This is a genomic window from Aeromonas sp. 84A, assembly GCF_051919345.1.
Lineage (GTDB): Bacteria > Pseudomonadota > Gammaproteobacteria > Enterobacterales > Aeromonadaceae > Aeromonas > Aeromonas veronii.
Window position 1 is genome coordinate 2928539 of the sequence record NZ_JBQBEW010000001.1, and the last position, 18034, is coordinate 2946572.

At 57.8% G+C, this 18034-nt stretch carries 16 protein-coding genes and 6 tRNA genes; 11 read left to right on the plus strand and 11 right to left on the minus strand.

Annotated elements, in window-relative coordinates:
* Nucleotides 1–43 precede the first annotated feature (43 nt).
* The 7 genes from ACTG20_RS13345 (at nucleotide 44) to ACTG20_RS13375 (ending at nucleotide 2415) form a co-directional block, all read left to right on the plus strand.
* Nucleotides 44–250: a YaeP family protein gene (locus ACTG20_RS13345; RefSeq protein ID WP_005336882.1), complete on the plus strand. Its 207-nt coding sequence runs from the start codon at nucleotides 44–46 to the stop codon at nucleotides 248–250.
* 148 nt (nucleotides 251–398) lie between these two features.
* Nucleotides 399–1778 (plus strand): MATE family efflux transporter, encoded by a 1380-nt coding sequence (locus tag ACTG20_RS13350; protein ID WP_040069252.1) that lies wholly within the window; start codon nucleotides 399–401, stop codon nucleotides 1776–1778.
* A gap of 159 nt (nucleotides 1779–1937) precedes the next feature.
* Nucleotides 1938–2014 (plus strand) — tRNA-Val (locus ACTG20_RS13355).
* 11 nt (nucleotides 2015–2025) lie between these two features.
* Nucleotides 2026–2102 (plus strand) — tRNA-Val (locus ACTG20_RS13360).
* 18 nt (nucleotides 2103–2120) lie between these two features.
* Nucleotides 2121–2197 (plus strand) — tRNA-Val (locus tag ACTG20_RS13365).
* Between the two features lie 26 nt (nucleotides 2198–2223).
* Nucleotides 2224–2300: transfer RNA gene (locus ACTG20_RS13370), tRNA-Val, on the plus strand.
* 38 nt (nucleotides 2301–2338) lie between these two features.
* Nucleotides 2339–2415, plus strand: a tRNA-Val gene (locus tag ACTG20_RS13375).
* A 164-nt stretch (nucleotides 2416–2579) separates the two neighbouring features.
* Here the strand turns inward: ACTG20_RS13375 and ACTG20_RS13380 are convergent.
* The 6 genes from ACTG20_RS13380 to fadR all read right to left on the minus strand — a co-directional run bounded on the left by ACTG20_RS13380 (nucleotide 2580) and on the right by fadR (nucleotide 8101).
* Nucleotides 2580–4415 (minus strand): sigma 54-interacting transcriptional regulator, encoded by a 1836-nt coding sequence (locus ACTG20_RS13380; RefSeq protein WP_047437723.1) that lies wholly within the window; start codon nucleotides 4413–4415, stop codon nucleotides 2580–2582.
* 283 nt (nucleotides 4416–4698) lie between these two features.
* A complete protein-coding gene (locus ACTG20_RS13385) occupies nucleotides 4699–5163 on the minus strand; it encodes a hypothetical protein (protein WP_439987717.1) in 465 nt (154 codons plus the stop codon).
* Between the two features lie 175 nt (nucleotides 5164–5338).
* Complete coding sequence (locus tag ACTG20_RS13390; RefSeq protein ID WP_005345962.1) at nucleotides 5339–6223, minus strand: AEC family transporter; 885 nt, start codon at nucleotides 6221–6223, stop codon at nucleotides 5339–5341.
* A gap of 12 nt (nucleotides 6224–6235) precedes the next feature.
* A complete protein-coding gene (locus ACTG20_RS13395) occupies nucleotides 6236–6793 on the minus strand; it encodes a YaeQ family protein (RefSeq protein WP_042055890.1) in 558 nt (185 codons plus the stop codon).
* Between the two features lie 188 nt (nucleotides 6794–6981).
* A complete protein-coding gene (locus ACTG20_RS13400) occupies nucleotides 6982–7122 on the minus strand; it encodes a TIGR02808 family protein (RefSeq protein ID WP_005345965.1) in 141 nt (46 codons plus the stop codon).
* 265 nt (nucleotides 7123–7387) lie between these two features.
* A complete protein-coding gene (gene fadR / locus ACTG20_RS13405) occupies nucleotides 7388–8101 on the minus strand; it encodes a fatty acid metabolism transcriptional regulator FadR (protein ID WP_026034983.1) in 714 nt (237 codons plus the stop codon).
* A gap of 333 nt (nucleotides 8102–8434) precedes the next feature.
* Here fadR and nhaB point away from each other — a divergent pair, with 333 nt between their 5' ends.
* Together nhaB and dsbB are read left to right on the plus strand one after the other, a co-directional pair.
* Nucleotides 8435–10015: a Na(+)/H(+) antiporter NhaB gene (gene nhaB, locus ACTG20_RS13410; protein ID WP_005360973.1), complete on the plus strand. Its 1581-nt coding sequence runs from the start codon at nucleotides 8435–8437 to the stop codon at nucleotides 10013–10015.
* Between the two features lie 98 nt (nucleotides 10016–10113).
* On the plus strand, nucleotides 10114–10635 hold the full coding sequence (gene dsbB / locus ACTG20_RS13415; RefSeq protein WP_005336895.1) for a disulfide bond formation protein DsbB: 522 nt from the start codon (nucleotides 10114–10116) through the stop codon (nucleotides 10633–10635).
* A 78-nt stretch (nucleotides 10636–10713) separates the two neighbouring features.
* Here the strand turns inward: dsbB and ACTG20_RS13420 are convergent, their stop codons facing one another.
* The 3 genes from ACTG20_RS13420 to uvrB form a co-directional block, all read right to left on the minus strand.
* A complete protein-coding gene (locus tag ACTG20_RS13420) occupies nucleotides 10714–11361 on the minus strand; it encodes a DedA family protein (RefSeq protein ID WP_040069761.1) in 648 nt (215 codons plus the stop codon).
* A gap of 179 nt (nucleotides 11362–11540) precedes the next feature.
* On the minus strand, nucleotides 11541–11798 hold the full coding sequence (locus ACTG20_RS13425) for a YkvA family protein (RefSeq protein ID WP_043820318.1): 258 nt from the start codon (nucleotides 11796–11798) through the stop codon (nucleotides 11541–11543).
* Nucleotides 11795–13807: an excinuclease ABC subunit UvrB gene (uvrB, locus tag ACTG20_RS13430; protein ID WP_194496355.1), complete on the minus strand. Its 2013-nt coding sequence runs from the start codon at nucleotides 13805–13807 to the stop codon at nucleotides 11795–11797. The genes ACTG20_RS13425 and uvrB overlap by 4 nt, the downstream gene beginning before the upstream one ends.
* 133 nt (nucleotides 13808–13940) lie before the next feature.
* Here uvrB and ACTG20_RS13435 point away from each other — a divergent pair.
* Nucleotides 13941–14016 (plus strand) — tRNA-Asn (locus ACTG20_RS13435).
* 471 nt (nucleotides 14017–14487) lie between these two features.
* Here the strand turns inward: ACTG20_RS13435 and ACTG20_RS13440 are convergent.
* On the minus strand, nucleotides 14488–14652 hold the full coding sequence (locus ACTG20_RS13440; RefSeq protein ID WP_162515106.1) for a hypothetical protein: 165 nt from the start codon (nucleotides 14650–14652) through the stop codon (nucleotides 14488–14490).
* A gap of 137 nt (nucleotides 14653–14789) precedes the next feature.
* Here ACTG20_RS13440 and ACTG20_RS13445 point away from each other — a divergent pair, with 137 nt between their 5' ends.
* Nucleotides 14790–16475 (plus strand): aspartate:alanine antiporter, encoded by a 1686-nt coding sequence (locus ACTG20_RS13445; RefSeq protein WP_005336899.1) that lies wholly within the window; start codon nucleotides 14790–14792, stop codon nucleotides 16473–16475.
* A 311-nt stretch (nucleotides 16476–16786) separates the two neighbouring features.
* Here the strand turns inward: ACTG20_RS13445 and fabB are convergent, their stop codons facing one another.
* Complete coding sequence (gene fabB, locus ACTG20_RS13450; protein WP_194496353.1) at nucleotides 16787–17998, minus strand: beta-ketoacyl-ACP synthase I; 1212 nt, start codon at nucleotides 17996–17998, stop codon at nucleotides 16787–16789.
* Between the last annotated feature and the right edge of the window lie 36 nt (nucleotides 17999–18034).

Here is an 18034-nt window from a genome sequence, read left to right on the forward strand (position 1 = left end):
ACCGCTATATTTGCTCGCCTTTTTACTTTCAAGGAAGCAAATCATGATGGTTTATGAGTGCTGTGAAGCGATCCGTATCGCCTATAACCAGATTGGCTCCGGCGAGCAGGGCTATGTGCCAAACGCCATCGCCGCCACCATCCGCGCCCTCAACGCGGTCGCCGCCGATGAGCGGGTGCCCGCCGAGCTGCGCGAACAGGCCGCCTATGCCGCTGCCAACCTGCTGATCAGCGATCACGAAGACGCCTGATCCTGCCCCCCGGGGTGGCAACTATTTCGTCCTGGCTGAATTTCAGGCTAGAATGCCTCCCCCACCCTTTGCACTTTCGTCCGAAAGTGCAAAGGCTCTTCCCGATTTCCGCTCTTTTTACTCTTATCTGATCCACTCGGAGGTGTCAGTGCAACGTTATTGGTCCGAGGCGAAGCAGCTCGTCCGTCTAGCCAGCCCCATTCTGGTCGCCCAGGTGGCCCAGGTCGCCATGAACTTCGTCGATACCGTAATGGCGGGTCAGGTGAGTGCGGTCGATCTGGCTGCCGTGTCGGTGGCGTCCAGCTTCTGGCTACCGGTGATCCTGCTGGTGCAGGGGATCATCATGGCGCTCACCCCCATCGTCTCCCAACTCAATGGCGCCCGTAAACGGGAGGCCATTCGCCCGGCCGTTCATCAGGGTTTCTGGCTGGCACTGATCGTCACCCCGCTGGCGATGATTGCGCTTTATTACAGCCCGCTGGCGTTGCAGTTCATGGATGTGGAGCCGGTGATGGCGGCCAAGACCACCGGCTATCTGCACGCTATCCTGTGGGGCCTGCCCGCCTTCGTGATGTTCCAGGTGCTGCGCAACTTCAGTGAGGGGCTCTCCCACACCATGCCCACCATGGTGATCGGCTTTGTCGGGCTGGCGGTCAATATTCCCGCCAACTACATCTTCATTCACGGCCACTTCGGCATGCCGAAACTGGGCGGGGTGGGTTGTGGCGTGGCCACGGCAATCGTGCTGTGGGCCATGCTGCTGGCGATGATCCTCTATGTGAAGCTCTCCCGTCACTTCACCGAGATCCGGCTCTTCTCCCAGCTGGCTCGCCCCAACGGCAGCCGGATCTGGCGCTTGTTCCGCTTAGGGTTCCCCATCGCCATGGCGATCTTCTGCGAGGTGACCCTGTTTACCGTGGTGGCCCTGATGCTGGCCCCCTTCGGCGCCGAGACGGTGGCGAGCCACCAGATTGCCCTCAACTTCTCCAGCCTGGTCTTTATGCTGCCCCTCTCCATCGGGGTGGGTGTCACCATCCGGGTCGGTCACAGCATCGGCGAAGGGCAACCCCATCACGCCCGGGTGGCGGCTCGCACCGGCTTGATGCTGGGGATGGCCATCGCTGCTGCCACTGCCGCCATGACGGTACTGCTGCGCGAGCAAATCGCCTCCATCTATACCGATGATCAGCAGGTGATCGTCCTGGCGGCCATTTTGCTGTTCTTCGCCGCCATCTATCAAATCTCCGACTCGGTGCAGGTGGTCGCGGCCGCCGCACTACGCGGTTACAAGGATACCCAGGCGATCTTCTACGTCACCATCGTCGCCTACTGGGGACTGGGGCTGCCCACCGGCATGATCCTGGGTCTCACCGACTGGCTGGTGCCACGGATGGGGCCGCAGGGTTTCTGGATCGGCTTTATCGTCGGCCTCACCAGTGCGGCCCTGATGCTGGGGGCGAGATTGCGCTACATCTACGGCCGTTTTGCCACTCCGGAAGCCTGCACTACCCTGTCGCGATCTCAGTAACAGGGCTTGGCAAGCGACAACTCGCCTGCAAAATCAACAGGCTGCGCAAGAACTGGGCAAACAGTCTCCTTTGTGCATATGGCCTGTTGACAGCCTTGGGGGGCATGGGTAGTATGCCGACCACGTCAGCAGCGCTGGCGTAGTTAAGTAAGAGAAAGTGGGTTTATAGCTCAGTTGGTTAGAGCACTACCTTGACATGGTAGGGGTCGTTGGTTCGAATCCAATTAAACCCACCACTTTCTGTGATGCGTCCTTAGCTCAGCTGGTTAGAGCACCACCTTGACATGGTGGGGGTCGGTGGTTCGAATCCACTAGGACGCACCATTACAGAACACTGATTATGCGTCCTTAGCTCAGCTGGTTAGAGCATCACCTTGACATGGTGGGGGTCGGTGGTTCGAATCCACTAGGACGCACCATTCAGCATTGAAAGAAATGCAGATGTGGGTTTATAGCTCAGTTGGTTAGAGCACTACCTTGACATGGTAGGGGTCGTTGGTTCGAATCCAATTAAACCCACCACTTCTGCATAAAGAAATAAAAGCCGCATTGCGCACCCTGCGTCCTTAGCTCAGCTGGTTAGAGCATCACCTTGACATGGTGGGGGTCGGTGGTTCGAATCCACTAGGACGCACCAGATTAAAAAAGCCCGCTCATCGAGCGGGCTTTTTGCATTCTGTCCGCCCTCCCTTCCCCGCCAATCTGTTCATCACCGACCGGGCAATGGCGCAGAACCTTGTTCCCATAAAAAACCCGTGCCATCCGATAAACGACACGGGCCAGATCGATGCCGCCAGCGCCTCAGCTCTGCACGGCAATCTCGTACTTCTTTATCTTGCGATAGAGGGTGGCAATCCCAATCCCCAGCGCCTGTGCGGCCAGTTTTTTGTTGCCGAGCCGCTGCAGGGTCTCTTCTATCATCTGTTTTTCCATGCTCTCAAGGCCGCTCTCACCCGGAACGGGTTCAGGCAGCTTCTCCGGCGTGGCGGCGAGCGGAGCGGTGGCAGGCACATTGAACGACGCATCCAGATTGGTCACCGGGATCGACTGGGCCGCCACGCGATGGGGCTCCTGATTGCGGATGATGTTGGGGGGCAGCAGACTGGCGTCAATCACTTCGCCCGCCTGGCTGACGTTGACCAGATATTCGATGAGGTTGCTGAGCTCGCGGACGTTGCCCGGCCAGCGATACCCCTTGAGCAGCGCCATCACCTCGGGAGCCAAACCGGGATAGACAATGCCAATGCGGCTGGTGTGCAGGTTGAGGAAGTAGTGGGTCAGCAGCTCCACGTCCCCTTCCCGCTCCCGCAGTGGCGGCAGGTTGAGGGGGATGACGTTGATGCGGTAGTAGAGATCCTCGCGAAACTTCCCTTCGACGATGTATTGATCGAGATGCTGGTGAGTAGCGGCGATGATGCGAATATCCACCGGCACCGGTCGGCTGGCCCCGATGGGGGTCACCTCCCGCAGCTCCAGCACCCGCAGCAGCTTGGCCTGCATGGTGAGCGGCATGTCGCCAATCTCGTCAAGGAACAGGGTGCCCTGATGGGCTGCCTGGATCAGGCCCTGCTTGCCACCGCTGGAAGCACCGGTAAAGGAGCCCTTCACATAGCCAAACAGCTCGCTCTCCAGCAGTTGTTCGGGAATGGCGGCACAGTTGATGGCAATAAAAGGCTTGTCCTGACGGGGACTCAGGCGATGGACAGCGCGGGCCACCACCTCTTTACCGGTGCCGCTCTCGCCACAAATCAGCACGCTGGAGGGGCTCTGGGCGATGCGGTGCAGCAGTCGCTTGAGGGTGCGCATCGGCTTGCTCTCGCCGATCAGCTGATCGATCCGCACATCCGGATCCGGCTCCTGAACCTGACCGGAGTGGGACTGGTGAAACGCCATCAGAAAGAGCTGCTGGCCCTGCACATGATGTAGCTGGCCGATGATCAGCTCCTGACGACCTTCAAAGGTGATGATGTGCTGAAGATGACCACTCAGCCCCTGCTGGGAGAAGGTGAGCGGGCGGATCCCCACTTCGCGCCCCTGCAGCTGTTCCTGCTGGCAACCCAGATGATGGAGCGCCGCCTCGTTGGCGTAGAGCAGTTGACTCTTGTCATCGAGCAGCAGGCAGCCCTGATCCATGTTGGTCATCAGATTGAGGAACACCTTGTTGACCCCGTCCGACAGCCCGCGCGAATCGAGCAACTTGGCCACAAAGATGGTGGAGATGTGGCGCACATAGTCGCACACATCCTGCAGATTGTTGTTGAGGCGCGCCTGCTGCTCGTCGCTGAAAGCCACCAAACTGATCACCCCGATGCAGCGCTCGTCCACCATGATGGGCACCCCGAGGAAGGCGCGCTCACGGCAGCTCTCCTTGCAGGTACAACCGTCACACACGGGATCATCACTGGTGTGGGTAACGATCTTCTCCCGCTGGTTATCAATCACATAGCGCAGCAGGCGGGAGTCGCCCTCCAGCTGACGTCCGAAGAACTTGCCATAGGGCCCGGTGCCAGCCACCCGAACCATATCGGCATCCACAATTTCGACCTCAAGCTGCAGCACACTCGCCAGCATCTTGGCAAAGCGCAAGATGGTCGGCTGGATCTGCATCAACAGACACTGGTTGCTCACGGATCTCATCCATCATTCCTTTTTGTTCTTGTTATCCTCCCCCGAAAGGGAGTCATGCTGGCCAGATACTAAGGGATATCAGGGGGAACTACTTCGGGGGGGATCACGAAAAGGGAAAATGATCCGTATCCTCCGTGACTTCAGAGGCACAGATAAAATTCAATAAAAACATGAAGATGAAAACACATGCAGCAAGATAAACCACTCGGGACAGCCAAGCCTGCTGATCTGCGGAATCCATCGACAAATCATGCTGAAGGTGGGGAAAACAGCCACTGAAATGGCATCTGGCTCACGCGCCGCGTACCTGTTTCAAGACTTGGCACTCATGGTCGAAATCCGCTTTATCTTGCGGCTGAATGTAACTTTGCCAGCGGGCAAACAGCTCGGCCGTTGGATAACGATGCAGACGAATACCGGTGCTATAGAGTTTGGGAAAGAGTGGGTCTGGCTGGGATCTCACGACCAGACCGCGCAGTTTCTCGCCAGAGGGAATGGCAATCACCAGCTCATCCCCCTCTTTCAACCGTATGGCCCCCAGAATACCGATGCCGCCGATGGCTATGTCGCGCACTACCACATAGGGCACCGGGTTGAGCAACTCCAAAAACCAGTTGCGACGGCTGCATTCTGCCTTGTAACCACCGCCACTGAGGATAAAACGGCGGTGTCTGCGCCAGTCATAACCGGTAGGCAATGCCGGGTCATAGCGCGATTTTGCCTGCCCCACAGGATCAGATTGCTCACTTGTGCCCATCCGGTTTCCCTCACTGGCATTGGTTAAACAGTGTCAGTCAGCTCTTTTTCATACTATAGCTGTCGCCGTTAGCCCTGGGGCTCAGGGCCGGATACGGGGACGACAGATGTATCACGGAGGCAATGATTTGGTACGAACCGTTTCCACGAGAAGAGCCGCAGCGATGCAATCTGACTTAGCCGGGCAGATGAAGTGCCAGCCAGACCGCCAGCGGGATCACCAGCACAGAGAGGGCATTGCCGCCGAGCACGATACTGGCCACCTTGTCCGGCTGACAGTGATACTGCTCGCAGAGCATGTAATTCAAGACCGCAGGGGGCAAGGAAACCGACAACATCAACAGCGGGATCCACTCCGTCTTGAGGGGCAACAGCCAGATCGCCAGCAGCAGCGACAATCCCCCCGCCAGCAGATAGAGCAGGTTGCACTTGAGCGCGAGGCCAAGGTGATCAAGCTCCCCCTCCATCAGGCGAATACCCAGCGCAAAGAGCATCAGGGGCACCGAGATCTGGCCGAGCAGCGAGGCCGTGGTCACCACATATTCCGGCAACGTGATATGCAGGTTGGCCACCAGCAAACCGGCCAGCGCGGCCCACAGCACCGGGCTTCGCAGCCACAGCCAGCGGGAGGTATTTGCCGAGAGGATAAACATGCCGACCGAAAAGTGCAGCAGATTGGAGAGCACAAAGAGGATCACGATGGCCCCCAGTTGCTGCTCGCCAAACGCCAGCACCATCAAGGGGATACCGAGATTGCCGGTATTTCGGAACATGGCGGGCAAGATCAGCGCTGCCCGCTCAATTCCTTTGAGTTTGAGCAGCGCGAGCAGCAGACCGGGTAACAGAATAACCAGCGCCCCCGCCGCAATCAGCGGCAGATGCTCCGCCAGCGCCAGCGGATACTTGACCAGCGCGGAGAAGACCAGCGCAGGGGTAAACAGCTCGATATTGGCCCGATTGACGTAACCGAGCGCAGCCCCCGGTCGCAATCGCCCGTAGAGTGCACCGAGCCCGACCACACCGAACACCGGAATGACGATATTTAGCAAGGCGCTGAACATGGGCTGCGTCCGTTACAGTTCGCGGGCCGGTTTGCCCATCAGCACCACCGGATCCAGCGTCACTTCCAGTGCGCCGTTACTGACCCAGAGCTGACCATCGGAAATGGTGCAAGTGAGTTGCATGGTGCGCTCGACCATGGCGGTCAGCGGCAGGGTCTGGCTGTCGGAGAGTTCGATGATGCTGAGGTTGTCATGCTGGCTCAGCTTGCCCTGGTTCTGCTTCCACCAGACGCTGGTGCCACGACCACCGTAGAGGTAGAGCACCACCTGACGGGCACGGTTACAGGCCTTTTTCAGCCGTTTTTCATCGGGTTGGCCCAGCTCGATCCAGAGCTCTATGTCGTCCGAGTAGTTCTTGCACCAGAGCTCGGGTTCGTCATCGGCGCTCAATCCCTTGGTGAACTCCAGTCGCTCGGCAGCGTGCCAGGCAAAGGCCGCCAGCCGGATCATCATCCGCTCATCGGTTTCGGAGGGGTGGCGCGCCAGCGTGAGGGAGAAGTCCTGATAAAGATTGCGATCCATATCAGACAAACTGATCTGGGCCTTGAATACGGTTGCCTTGAGAGCCATAGAAAACCTTGAACACCTGATAAGAGAAGGGTGAGTGGGAAATACGGGCGCCAGTGTAATCAAAATCGGCGGCAGGTTCGACCATCCTGACCAAAGATTTCCCCTTCCCTGCCGGGATAAGTGCTTTAAAAGACACAAAAAACAAATGCCAGTCCGAAGACTGGCATTTGGCGGCATGGAGAAGCGACTCACTTCTCGGCGGACTGTACCCCGAACGCGTTCAGCAGCATGCAACAGGTCACTGCCACCGCCACGAATCCGCTCAGAAAGATAAAGGGCATGGCCCCATATCCCAGTACTGTCCAGATGGTGTGTTCAAGAAGACTCATTGTTGTGTCCTTCATCCGGTGAAAGGTGTGTTCCTTCTGGCGGATATTGGCTCCGCTCTTGATGACACCATTTGACCTCAATCAGCGGTTGGGTCCTATGCCACCAAAGTGATAAATGCAGGGTTCATTTGCGCTGGATCAAGCTTTTTGGCCAAATATCCATGCAGTTCAAGCAATTACCACCGCCAATCAAGGATAGACACAAACTCGGCAGAATAAAGAAACGCGCCGGATGGCGCGTTTCTTGGACAGCACAGGCAAGGGATCAGTTGTCGCACAGATCGCTTGGCATGTCCTGACGCAGGCGAGTCCACAGCTTGCCGGACTCGATACCGTACTGACGCACCGTCATGAAAACGGCTTCGTGGTTCTTGGTCTCCGCCAGATTGAGCAGGGTCTTGTAGTAGGCATCTGCGGTCTCGCGAGCTTGCTTGTCGGAGAAGTAGTAGCTGCCGACTCTGCTATACAACCCTTTGAAACCATTCAGGATCAGGGCGTAGATCGGATTGCCGGAAGCAAACGCCAGCTGGTGGTGCAGGCGATAATCGAACTCGGCATAAGCCTGGGCGTTGTTCTCGACCCCATCGGCGCCACGCAGGATCTCGGCGGCCTGCTCCGGATTGTGACGGATCGCCCCGCGGATAAAGATGGTGCAGATGTGGGTACGGGCGGAGAGCAGCTGAGCTATCAGATCAGGTACCTTGTCCTGATCCAGACGAGCCAACGTCTCCAGAATATTGAGGCCGGAGGTTTCCCAGAAATTGTTCACCTTGGTCGGCTTGCCATGCTGTATGGTCAACCAGCCATCACGGGCCAGTCGCTGCAGCACTTCGCGCAAGGTCGTCCGCGTCACCCCGATCAACTCGGATAATTCACGCTCGGCGGGCAGAATAGATCCGGGAGGAAAGCGATTGTTCCAGATGGACTCGATGATGTATTCCTCGGCAAACCCAGCTGGGCTCTGCGCTTTTATAACCATGAATTGACTCTGTTGTAATGCGTAAAAAGGCTGACGAATGATATCAAAGCGATGATGGCTGGCAAGCATAAGGTCAGTCCTCTGCTCACATATGGCAAATATAGTGTTGGGAATATGTATCTAATCGCCGCAGGGGAGCCAGCCAACCCCGACAAGGTGGTTATAAAACAGACACATGGGCAGAGATCCATCGGCTATCATTTATAATCGTCACGCTTTTTGATTAAAATCACGAGGAATCAGACAGATAAAGGCCAACATCGGGAGGCACAGGTCGAATCATCCTTGACTGCATAGAAGCAGATCCTAACAACAAAGTTGAGACCCATTATCATGCCAATAAGCCTAGGGCAGGCATTCGCCAAGAACTTCTTGGGCAATGCACCACAGTGGTATAAAAGCGCCATCTTGCTATTTCTGGTGATCAATCCGATTGCCTTCCACCTTGATCCTTTCATTGCGGGCTGGTTACTGGTCGTTGAGTTTATCTTCACCCTGGCCATGGCCCTCAAATGCTACCCCCTGCAACCGGGTGGTCTGCTCGCGATCGAAGCCGTGCTGATTGGCATGACCTCCGCCGATCAGGTCAAGCACGAGCTGGTCGCCAATATCGAGGTGCTGCTGTTGCTGGTGTTCATGGTGGCAGGTATCTATTTCATGAAGCAGCTGCTGCTCTATGTCTTCACCAAGCTGCTGATCGGCGTACGCTCCAAGATCCTGCTCTCCCTCTCCTTCTGTCTGGTCTCCGCCTTCCTGTCAGCTTTTCTCGATGCCCTGACCGTGATTGCCGTGGTGATCAGCGTTGCCACCGGTTTCTATGCCATCTATCACAAGGTCTCGTCCGGCAAGGAGTTTGGTCACAGCCATGACCATACCGATGATAAGGAAGTCGCCGAGCTCAATCGCCAGGATCTCGATGATTTTCGTGCCTTCCTGCGCAGCCTGATGATGCATGCCGCCATCGGTACCGCGCTGGGTGGTGTCTGCACCCTGGTGGGCGAGCCGCAAAACCTCATCATCGGCGAGCAAGCCAGCTGGAACTTCGCCGAATTTGCCATTCGCATGTCTCCCGTCACCATCCCCGTCTTTATCTGCGGTCTGCTGACCTGCGTGCTGGTGGAACAGTTCCGCTGGTTTGGCTATGGCGCCCGCCTGCCGGACACTGTGCGTGCCATCATGGAGGAGTACAACCGCTACGAAGAGGCAAAACGCAGCCCGCAAGACAAGGCCAAGCTGATTGTTCAGGCGTTGATTGCGGTCTGGCTGATTGTCGGCCTGGCCATGCACCTGGCAGCCGTTGGTCTGATTGGCCTCTCGGTCATCGTGCTGGCCACCTCCCTGACCGGGATCACCGAGGAGCACTCGCTGGGTAAAGCCTTCCAGGAGGCACTCCCCTTCACCGCCCTGCTGGCAGTCTTCTTCAGCGTGGTCGCCGTCATCATCGATCAGCAGCTGTTCAAGCCGGTGATCCAGCTGGTACTGGCAGCAAAACCGGAGAACCAGCTGGCCCTCTTCTATCTGGCCAACGGGGTGCTCTCCATGGTCAGTGACAATGTCTTTGTCGGCACCGTCTACATCAATGAGGTGAAGACGGCCATGCTCAATGGTGCCATCGACCGCGCCCAGTTCGATCTGCTGGCGGTAGCCATCAATACAGGTACCAACCTGCCATCGGTCGCCACCCCCAATGGTCAGGCCGCCTTCCTGTTTATGCTCACTTCGGCATTGGCGCCGCTGCTGCGTCTCTCCTATGGCCGCATGGTCTGGATGGCGCTGCCCTACACCCTGGTGCTGGGGCTGATCGGCTTTTTCTCTGTCGAATTGCTGCTTGGTCCTGCCACCGAGTGGTTCTATCAGCACGGATGGCTGGTGATGGAGAGTGCGCTGCCAGCGGTACAGCCGGCGCTGCATTAATCAATTGAGATGGTTTCCGAGGGCCCTTTCAGGGCCCTTTTCTTTTCGGTTCCGCTCTGCTCTAATTCAGCCACTGTTTTTTCTGAGAGATCAATGAGATGATCGAGTTTCTCCGCCGTATTGCCGCCCATCGGCTGGCTTGGGGCTTGTTGGCAGCATCAGCCCTGTTCCTCGAGTTGTGCGCCCTCTTCTTCCAGCATGTGCTGGGCCTCTCCCCGTGCGTGATGTGTGTTTACGAACGGTTGGCGACCCTGGGTGTGCTGGCCGCTGGTCTGCTCGGCATGGTGGCGCCGGATAAGTGGTATGTTCGCTGGAGTGCCATGTTGCTGTGGGGCTACAGTGCCTTCCGCGGCTTCCAGCTGGCCCTCAAGCATGTGGACTATCAGGTTAACCCCTCCCCGTTCAACGTCTGCAGCCCGTTTGCCGACTTCCCGAGCTGGGCTCCGCTCGATCAGTGGCTCCCCTGGCTCTTTATGCCGGAAGGGGATTGTGCCCAGATCACCTGGCAGTTCTTCGGTTACTCCATGCCCCAGTGGCTGGTTGTCATCTTCGCCGCTTACCTGTTGGTCTTCACCGTGGTGGCCATCGGCAATCTGGTGAAAGGGCGCTGCTGCAACTGAGTGTCATGCCCGTGTGGAGATAAAAAGGGGGAGCCATGATGGCTCCCCCTTTCTCGTTCTGGCTTACCGTATTTCTGGTTACGCCCTGGCAGTACTCATCTTGGCCTTGACCGCGCCAATTACCATGGGCAACAGGGAGATACCAATGATGCCGAAGATCAGCAGGGTAAAGTTGTGACGCACCACCGGCAGATTGCCAAAGAAGTGGCCGGCATAGACGAAGGAGAGTACCCACAGCAGGCCGCCAACCAGGTTGAACGCCAGGAAGCGCGGATAGGTCATGGCCCCCATCCCTGCCACAAACGGCGCAAAGGTACGCACAATAGGCAGGAAGCGGGTGATGATGATGGTCTTGCCACCATGCTTGGCATAGAAGGCGTGGGTCTTCTCCAGATAGTCGCGGCGGAAGATTTTTGAATCCGGGTTGCGGAACAGCTGCTCGCCGAAGAAGTGACCAATGGTGTAGTTGACCACGTTGCCCAGCACGGCAGCGATGATCAGCACGGCCGCCAGGGTATGGACGTCCAACACGCTGCCCACGGTAAGTGCACCGGCGGCAAACAGCAGGGAGTCACCCGGCAGGAACGGCGTCACTACCAACCCGGTTTCACAGAAGATGATCAGAAACAGGATGGCGTAAACCCAGACGCCATAGTTCTCGAACAGCTCTTTCAAATGCACGTCAACGTGCAGGATGAAGTCGATTGCAAAGAGGATCAGATCCATTTTTTCCATACCCATAAAGTGAACGGCGTGGAGTCTACGCCAATGCCATTCGGGCGACAATCACCGAGGCAGCCTCTTTTTCATCCCGCAGTGCCCACCTTCAAATGAAACCGTTTTTCCGCTTCCTTCGAGGGTGGGATCACAAAGAGAGATGCCGAGCACCGTGTTGAAAAGGTGAACTAGGAGGCCTGTTCCAGCTCGCTGCGCACTGCAGGGGGCAGACAACGCTCCCAACCCCATAGCAACACCAGCAGCAGGGTCACATCATCGAACCAACCCAGCAAGGGCACCACGTCAGGGATAAGATCCACCGGACTGATGCCATAGAGCAGGATAAGGATCACCAGCCCCCTCGCCCACCAGGGGGTACCGGGATGGCGAAAGCCCTGATAGAGACGACGCAGTCGTTGCCAAATTAGCCAGCGTTTGCGGCTCATGATTCGATCAACTCGCTGCGCAACTGCTGGATCTGATCCCGCAGTGCCGCCGCCTGTTCGAACTCCAGATCCCGGGCATGCTGGAACATCTGCTCCTCCATCCGCTTGATCTCTTTGGCAATCTCGCTGGCAGAGCGGACATGGTACTCCCCTTGCAGCTCGGCCGCCTTGCGCATCCCCTTGCCAGGTTTGCCTGCCGTGCGGCTGCCTCCCATGTCCATCACATCGCCAATGGACTTGTTGAGCCCTTTGGGGGTGATCCCATGCTTGAGGTTATGGGCATGCTGCACGGCGCGGCGCCGCTCGGTCTCCTCAATGGCTACCTTCATCGAGTTGGTGATGGTATCGCCGTAGAGAATGACCTTGCCGTTGAGGTTACGCGCCGCCCGGCCGATGGTCTGGATCAGCGAGCGGGTCGAACGCAGGAAGCCCTCTTTATCTGCATCCAGAATCGCCACCAGCGACACCTCCGGCATGTCGAGACCTTCCCGCAACAGGTTGATGCCCACCAGCACATCGAACTTGCCAAGGCGCAGATCGCGGATGATCTCCACCCGTTCGACCGTGTCGATATCGGAGTGGAGATAGCGCACCTTGACGTCGTGCTCCGCCAGATACTCGGTCAAGTCTTCCGCCATCCGCTTGGTCAGGGTAGTAACCAGCACCCGTTCCTCGACGGCGACCCGCTTGCGGATCTCGGAGAGCAGATCGTCCACCTGCGTGGTCACAGGACGCACCTCGATCTCCGGATCGAGCAAGCCGGTTGGGCGCACCACCTGCTGCACCACATCGCCGCCGGACTTCTCCAGCTCGTAGGTGCCGGGAGTCGCCGAAACAAACACAGTCTGCGGCATCAGCGCTTCAAATTCGTCGAACTTGAGCGGCCGGTTGTCCAGCGCAGAGGGGAGCCGGAAGCCGTACTCCACCAGAGTCTCCTTGCGGGAGCGGTCCCCTTTGAACATGGCGCCGATCTGCGGCACCGTGACGTGGGACTCGTCGATGATGAGCAGGCCGTCCCCCGGCAGGTAGTCAAACAGGGTGGGCGGCGGCTCCCCCGGCGCACGGCCGGAGAGGTAGCGGCTGTAGTTCTCGATGCCGGAGCAGTAACCCAGCTCCTGCATCATCTCCATGTCGAACTGGGTGCGCTGGCTGATGCGCTGCTCCTCCACCAACTTGTTGAGAGACAACAGTTGCTCGCGGCGACTGCGCAGCTCCTCCTTGATATGCTCGATAGCCCCCAGAATGGTCTCGCGCGGGGTGGCGTAGTGGGTCTTGGGGTAGATGGTGTAGCGCACTACCGTCTGCTCGATGGCGCCGGTCAGCGGGTCGAACTGGGAGAGGCGCTCCACCTCTTCATCAAACAGCTCTACCCGCAGGGCCAGCTTGTCCGATTCGGCAGGGTAGATGTCGATCACTTCACCGCGCACCCGGAAGGTGCCGCGTTGAAACGCCATGTCGTTACGGGTGTACTGCAGCTCGGCGAGACGGCGCAGGATATCCCGCTGGTTGATCACATCCCCCACTTTTAGATGCAGCATCATGCTCAGATAAGCTTGGGGATCCCCCAGACCATAGATGGCCGACACCGAGGCGACGATCACCACGTCGCGCCGTTCCAGCAGCGCCTTGGTGGCCGACAATCGCATCTGCTCGATGTGATCGTTGATCGAGGCATCCTTCTCTATAAAGGTGTCGGTGGTCGGCACATAGGCTTCGGGCTGGTAATAGTCGTAGTAGGAGACGAAATACTCCACCGCGTTGTCGGGGAAGAACTCCTTCATCTCACCATAGAGCTGGGCGGCCAGGGTCTTGTTGGGAGCCAGGATCATGGTCGGGCGGTTCAGGGTGGCGATGACGTTGGCCATGGTGAAGGTCTTGCCCGAACCGGTCACCCCGAGCAGGGTCTGGTGGGCCAGCCCCGACTCGATGCCATCCAGCAGTTGGGCAATCGCCGTGGGCTGATCCCCGGCGGGTTGAAACTGGCTGGCTAACTTGAACAATTTGCTCATGAACACTCCCGACACAAAACAGCAGAGGAGCAGTGTAACCGAGGGTTTGGCAGCGGTACACCCGTGCCATCATCCCGCGAATGGCTTGACCACCCCTGACACCTTCTGTATGATGCTCCTCCTTGCCTGATGTTCCCCCGTAGTTCAGTCGGTAGAACGGCGGACTGTTAATCCGTATGTCACTGGTTCAAGTCCAGTCGGGGGAGCCAATTCCTCACCATCTCGGTGCAAGTTATCCACTTTAGTGCCCTCCTCTGCCAATTTTAATGCACAAGATCCTTCTTGCTGCTGACGCTCCCTTTTGTTACCCGTCCCGGCTCGACAGAGTTTTCTCCTGTCGCATCTAACTATTTGATTTTTATACAAACATTTTTCTTCCGGTATTTTTTGAACAGCCCTTGTATCCCAGTGCTGGCGCGGCTTTCAGGGCGATGAACAAGTTTCATAAACAGGGTTATCCACAGATTCTGTGGGTAAGTGCAGCAAGCCCTGTCAGGACGCGGGATTGCCCTTGATGGCCCCCGGCGAAGAGTCATTTTGCTGGCCAACCTGATTTTATGCTGTTTTTTTGCTCCCTCCGGAACCACCTAGTGACAGGCTCTATTGGCACTTTTCAGAAGCATCTTTTTGCCAACCCATGCCCCGTGGGCGAACGGGTAAATATCAAGCTGATTTGCCCCTCAGCCAACCATGGTGGCCATCGGTTGAATCTGCTGAAACTGATCCCCGCCAAGCGGCTGAACAGCAGAATCTAAAATATCGGCCTGCGCCAGAGCACTTCGGTCGCGGGCAGCAGATTTCACTAATTGACAACGACGGTTACAGCAAAAATTGCCAGATTTCATCCGCTTGTCTCCCTATCACGCCGCCGGTTCCACAAATAGCGTCCGATAACATCCGATTAATCGCTCCCTTGCGCTTCTTTATTGGGGATAGATCCGGCACAATATCGACCCCACTTTTTTCCTCGGTTTTTCCGGGCATGACCATAGATTTCGTGACACTGCTACATCAAAGCGACTCCCTGCTGCTGTTCGTGGTATTGGCCTTCGGCCTGCTGCTTGGCAAGGTGCGAATTGGCAACTTTCAGATTGGCAACACCATCGGCGTGTTGTTCACCGCCCTGCTGTTCGGCCAGATGGGCTTCGAATTTGCTGCCACCACTGAAAACGTCGGCTTTATGCTGTTCATCTTCTGTGTGGGGATCGAGGCGGGCCCGCACTTCTTCAGCGTCTTCCTGCGCGACGGCATCCACTACATCACCCTGACGCTGGTGATCTTGCTGACCGCTCTGCTGCTGACGGTGGGGCTCGCCAAGTTCTTCAATCTGGGGCCGGGCATGGCGGCGGGGATCCTGGCGGGTTCCCTCACCTCGACCCCGGCGCTGGTGGGTGCCCAGGATGCCTTGCGCAGTGGTCTGCTCAATCTGCCCCATCAAACTGATATGCAGGCGGTGCTAGACAACATGGGCATCGGCTACGCCCTGACCTATCTGGTGGGTCTGGTAGGCCTGATGCTGGTGGTGCGCTACCTCCCCTCGCTGGCTCGCCTCGACCTCAATACCGAGGCGCAAAAAATCGCCCGCGAGCGGGGGCTCTCCGACAGCGAGAGTCGCAAGACCTATCTGCCCATCATCCGCGCCTATCGGGTCGGCCCCGAGCTGGCAGCCTGGATCGGTGGCCGTACCCTGCGGGAGACCGGCATCTATCCCCATACCGGCTGCTATGTAGAGCGGATCCGCCGCAACGGCATTCTGGCCAGTCCCGATGGTGATGCCGTTATTCAGGAAGGGGACGAGATCGCCCTGGTGGGCTATCCCGAGAGCCACGAGAAGCTGGACGTCAACTATCGCAACGGTAAAGAGGTGTTCGACCGCAACCTGCTTGACCTGCAGATCGTCACCGAAGAGATAGTGGTAAAGAATGACTCCGTGGTAGGCCGCCATCTGGTGGAGCTCAACCTCACCGAGAAAGGATGCTTCCTCAATCGGGTGGTGCGCTCCCAGATCGAGATGCCGTTCGATCGCAACATCATGCTGCAAAAGGGCGACGTGTTGCAGATCAGCGGCGAGAAGCAGCGGGTCAAACTGCTGGCCAACAAGATCGGCTTTATCAGCATCCACAGCCAGACCACGGATCTGGTGGCCTTCACCACCTTCTTCGTACTCGGCCTGCTGATCGGCTCCGTTTCGCTGGTGTTCGGTCAGATCGAATTCGGCCTCGGCAACGCCGTCGGCCTGCTGCTGGCGGGCATTTTGATGGGTTACCTGCGGGCCAACCACCCGACGGTCGGCTACGTGCCGCCAGGCGCGCTCAGATTGGCCAAGGATCTCGGTCTGGCGGTCTTTATGGTGAGTACGGGCCTGAAAGCTGGTGGCGGCATCCTCGACCACCTCAGCGAGGTGGGTACGGTAGTGCTCTTCTCCGGCATGCTGGTGACCACCTTGCCGGTGCTGGTAGGCTATCTGTTCGGGGTCTGGGTGCTCAAGATGAACCCGGCACTGCTGCTCGGTGCCATCACAGGTGCCCGTACCTGTGCCCCGGCGATGGATGTGGTCAACGAGGCAGCCAACAGTTCCATTCCGGCGCTCGGTTATGCCGGCACCTACGCGGTGGCCAACGTGATGCTAACGCTGGCGGGCTCCTTTATCATCGGCTTCTGGTTCTAGCAGCCATCACATTACCGCTAACAAAGAAGGGAGCCTCAGGCTCCCTTCTTGCTATCTACCCCACTAGAGAGATGTAGATCAGGCTCATTGATGTGGCGTCACCTCCCCCCCACCATCTGCGCTGACATCTGCCCCCCCCTATTCCACAATGGTCGATCTCTGCTCTGCTCTGCTCTGCTCTGCTCTGCTCTGCTCTGCTCTGCTCTGCTCTGCTCTGCTCTGCTCTGCTCTGCTCTGCTCTGCAACGATTGATGGCAGCTCCCGAAGACAAAAAAAGCGCCCTGAGGCGCTTTTTTCATATCAACCGGATATCAGCCTTTGAACTTGCTGAACACTAGGGAGGCGTTGGTACCGCCAAAGCCGAAGCTGTTGGACATGACGGTATTGAGCTCGGCCGCTTCGTACTCACGCACGATGGGCAGACCTTCGGCCTTCTCGTCCAGAGTCTCGATGTTGATGCTGGGAGCGATAAAGCCGTGTTCCATCATCAGCAGGGAGTAGACAGCCTCGTGCACGCCCGCAGCGCCCAGCGCATGGCCGGTCATCGCCTTGGTGGCAGAGATCTTGGGACCGTTGGCGCCAAACAGCGTCTGGATAGCTTCCAGCTCTTTGGTATCACCGACCGGAGTGGAGGTACCGTGGGTGTTGATGTAATCAACCTTGCCGACACCCTGCATCGCCATCTTCATGCAACGCACCGCGCCTTCACCGCTCGGCGCGACCATGTCATAGCCATCGGAGGTAGCACCGTAACCGGTCAGCTCGGCATAGATGTGAGCGCCACGGGCCAGCGCATGTTCCAGCTCTTCGATCACCAGAATGCCGCCGCCACCGGAGATAACGAAACCGTCGCGGTTCGCATCATAGGTACGGGACGCTTGTTCCGGCGTGTCGTTGTACTTGGTGGAGAGGGCACCCATGGCGTCAAACTGGATGGTAGAGGACCAGTCCAGCTCTTCACCGCCACCGGCGAAGACCACATCCTGTTTGCCAAGCTGGATCAGCTCAAGCGCGTGACCGATGCAGTGCGCAGAGGTGGCGCAAGCTGAGCTGATGGAGTAGTTGACACCCTTGATCTGGAACGGGGTCGCGAGGCAAGCAGAGGTGGTGGAAGACATGGTGCGTGGCACCATGTAAGGACCCACACGCTTGACCCCTTTCTCGCGGGCGATATCCACAGATTCCGAGGTGTTCTTGCCGGAGGCACCACCTGAACCGACCACCAGGCCGGTACGCTCGTTGGAGACCTGATCTTCCGCCAGACCGGCATCTTCAATGGCCTGCTGCATGGAGAGGTAGGCGTAGGCCGCAGCGTCGCCCATGAAACGCATGACTTTACGGTCGATCAGTTCAGACGGATCGAGTTTGATGTTACCCCAGACACGGCTGCGCAGGTTGTGCTGCTCGAACTGCTCGGAATAGGTGATGCCGGATTTACCTGCTTTCAGGGAGGCCAGCACTTCTTCCTTGTTGTTGCCGATACTGGAGATGACGCCGATACCGGTGATCACTGCTCTTCTCATTAATTCATCTCGTCTGGAAAAACTGGCGCCAAGTCT

What these genes read in the sequence shown, in the direction of transcription:
- ACTG20_RS13345 (WP_005336882.1), top strand. Translation starts at nt 44, where the DNA reads ATGATGGTTTATGAGTGCTGTGAAGCGATCCGTATCGCCTATAACCAG.
- ACTG20_RS13380 (WP_047437723.1), bottom strand. Translation starts at nt 4,415, where the DNA reads ATGAGATCCGTGAGCAACCAGTGTCTGTTGATGCAGATCCAGCCGACC.
- ACTG20_RS13385 (WP_439987717.1), bottom strand. Translation starts at nt 5,163, where the DNA reads ATGGGCACAAGTGAGCAATCTGATCCTGTGGGGCAGGCAAAATCGCGC.
- ACTG20_RS13390 (WP_005345962.1), bottom strand. Translation starts at nt 6,223, where the DNA reads ATGTTCAGCGCCTTGCTAAATATCGTCATTCCGGTGTTCGGTGTGGTC.
- ACTG20_RS13395 (WP_042055890.1), bottom strand. Translation starts at nt 6,793, where the DNA reads ATGGCTCTCAAGGCAACCGTATTCAAGGCCCAGATCAGTTTGTCTGAT.
- ACTG20_RS13400 (WP_005345965.1), bottom strand. Translation starts at nt 7,122, where the DNA reads ATGAGTCTTCTTGAACACACCATCTGGACAGTACTGGGATATGGGGCC.
- fadR (WP_026034983.1), bottom strand. Translation starts at nt 8,101, where the DNA reads ATGGTTATAAAAGCGCAGAGCCCAGCTGGGTTTGCCGAGGAATACATC.
- nhaB (WP_005360973.1), top strand. Translation starts at nt 8,435, where the DNA reads ATGCCAATAAGCCTAGGGCAGGCATTCGCCAAGAACTTCTTGGGCAAT.
- dsbB (WP_005336895.1), top strand. Translation starts at nt 10,114, where the DNA reads ATGATCGAGTTTCTCCGCCGTATTGCCGCCCATCGGCTGGCTTGGGGC.
- ACTG20_RS13420 (WP_040069761.1), bottom strand. Translation starts at nt 11,361, where the DNA reads ATGGATCTGATCCTCTTTGCAATCGACTTCATCCTGCACGTTGACGTG.
- ACTG20_RS13425 (WP_043820318.1), bottom strand. Translation starts at nt 11,798, where the DNA reads ATGAGCCGCAAACGCTGGCTAATTTGGCAACGACTGCGTCGTCTCTAT.
- uvrB (WP_194496355.1), bottom strand. Translation starts at nt 13,807, where the DNA reads ATGAGCAAATTGTTCAAGTTAGCCAGCCAGTTTCAACCCGCCGGGGAT.
- ACTG20_RS13440 (WP_162515106.1), bottom strand. Translation starts at nt 14,652, where the DNA reads ATGAAATCTGGCAATTTTTGCTGTAACCGTCGTTGTCAATTAGTGAAA.
- ACTG20_RS13445 (WP_005336899.1), top strand. Translation starts at nt 14,790, where the DNA reads ATGACCATAGATTTCGTGACACTGCTACATCAAAGCGACTCCCTGCTG.
- fabB (WP_194496353.1), bottom strand. Translation starts at nt 17,998, where the DNA reads ATGAGAAGAGCAGTGATCACCGGTATCGGCGTCATCTCCAGTATCGGC.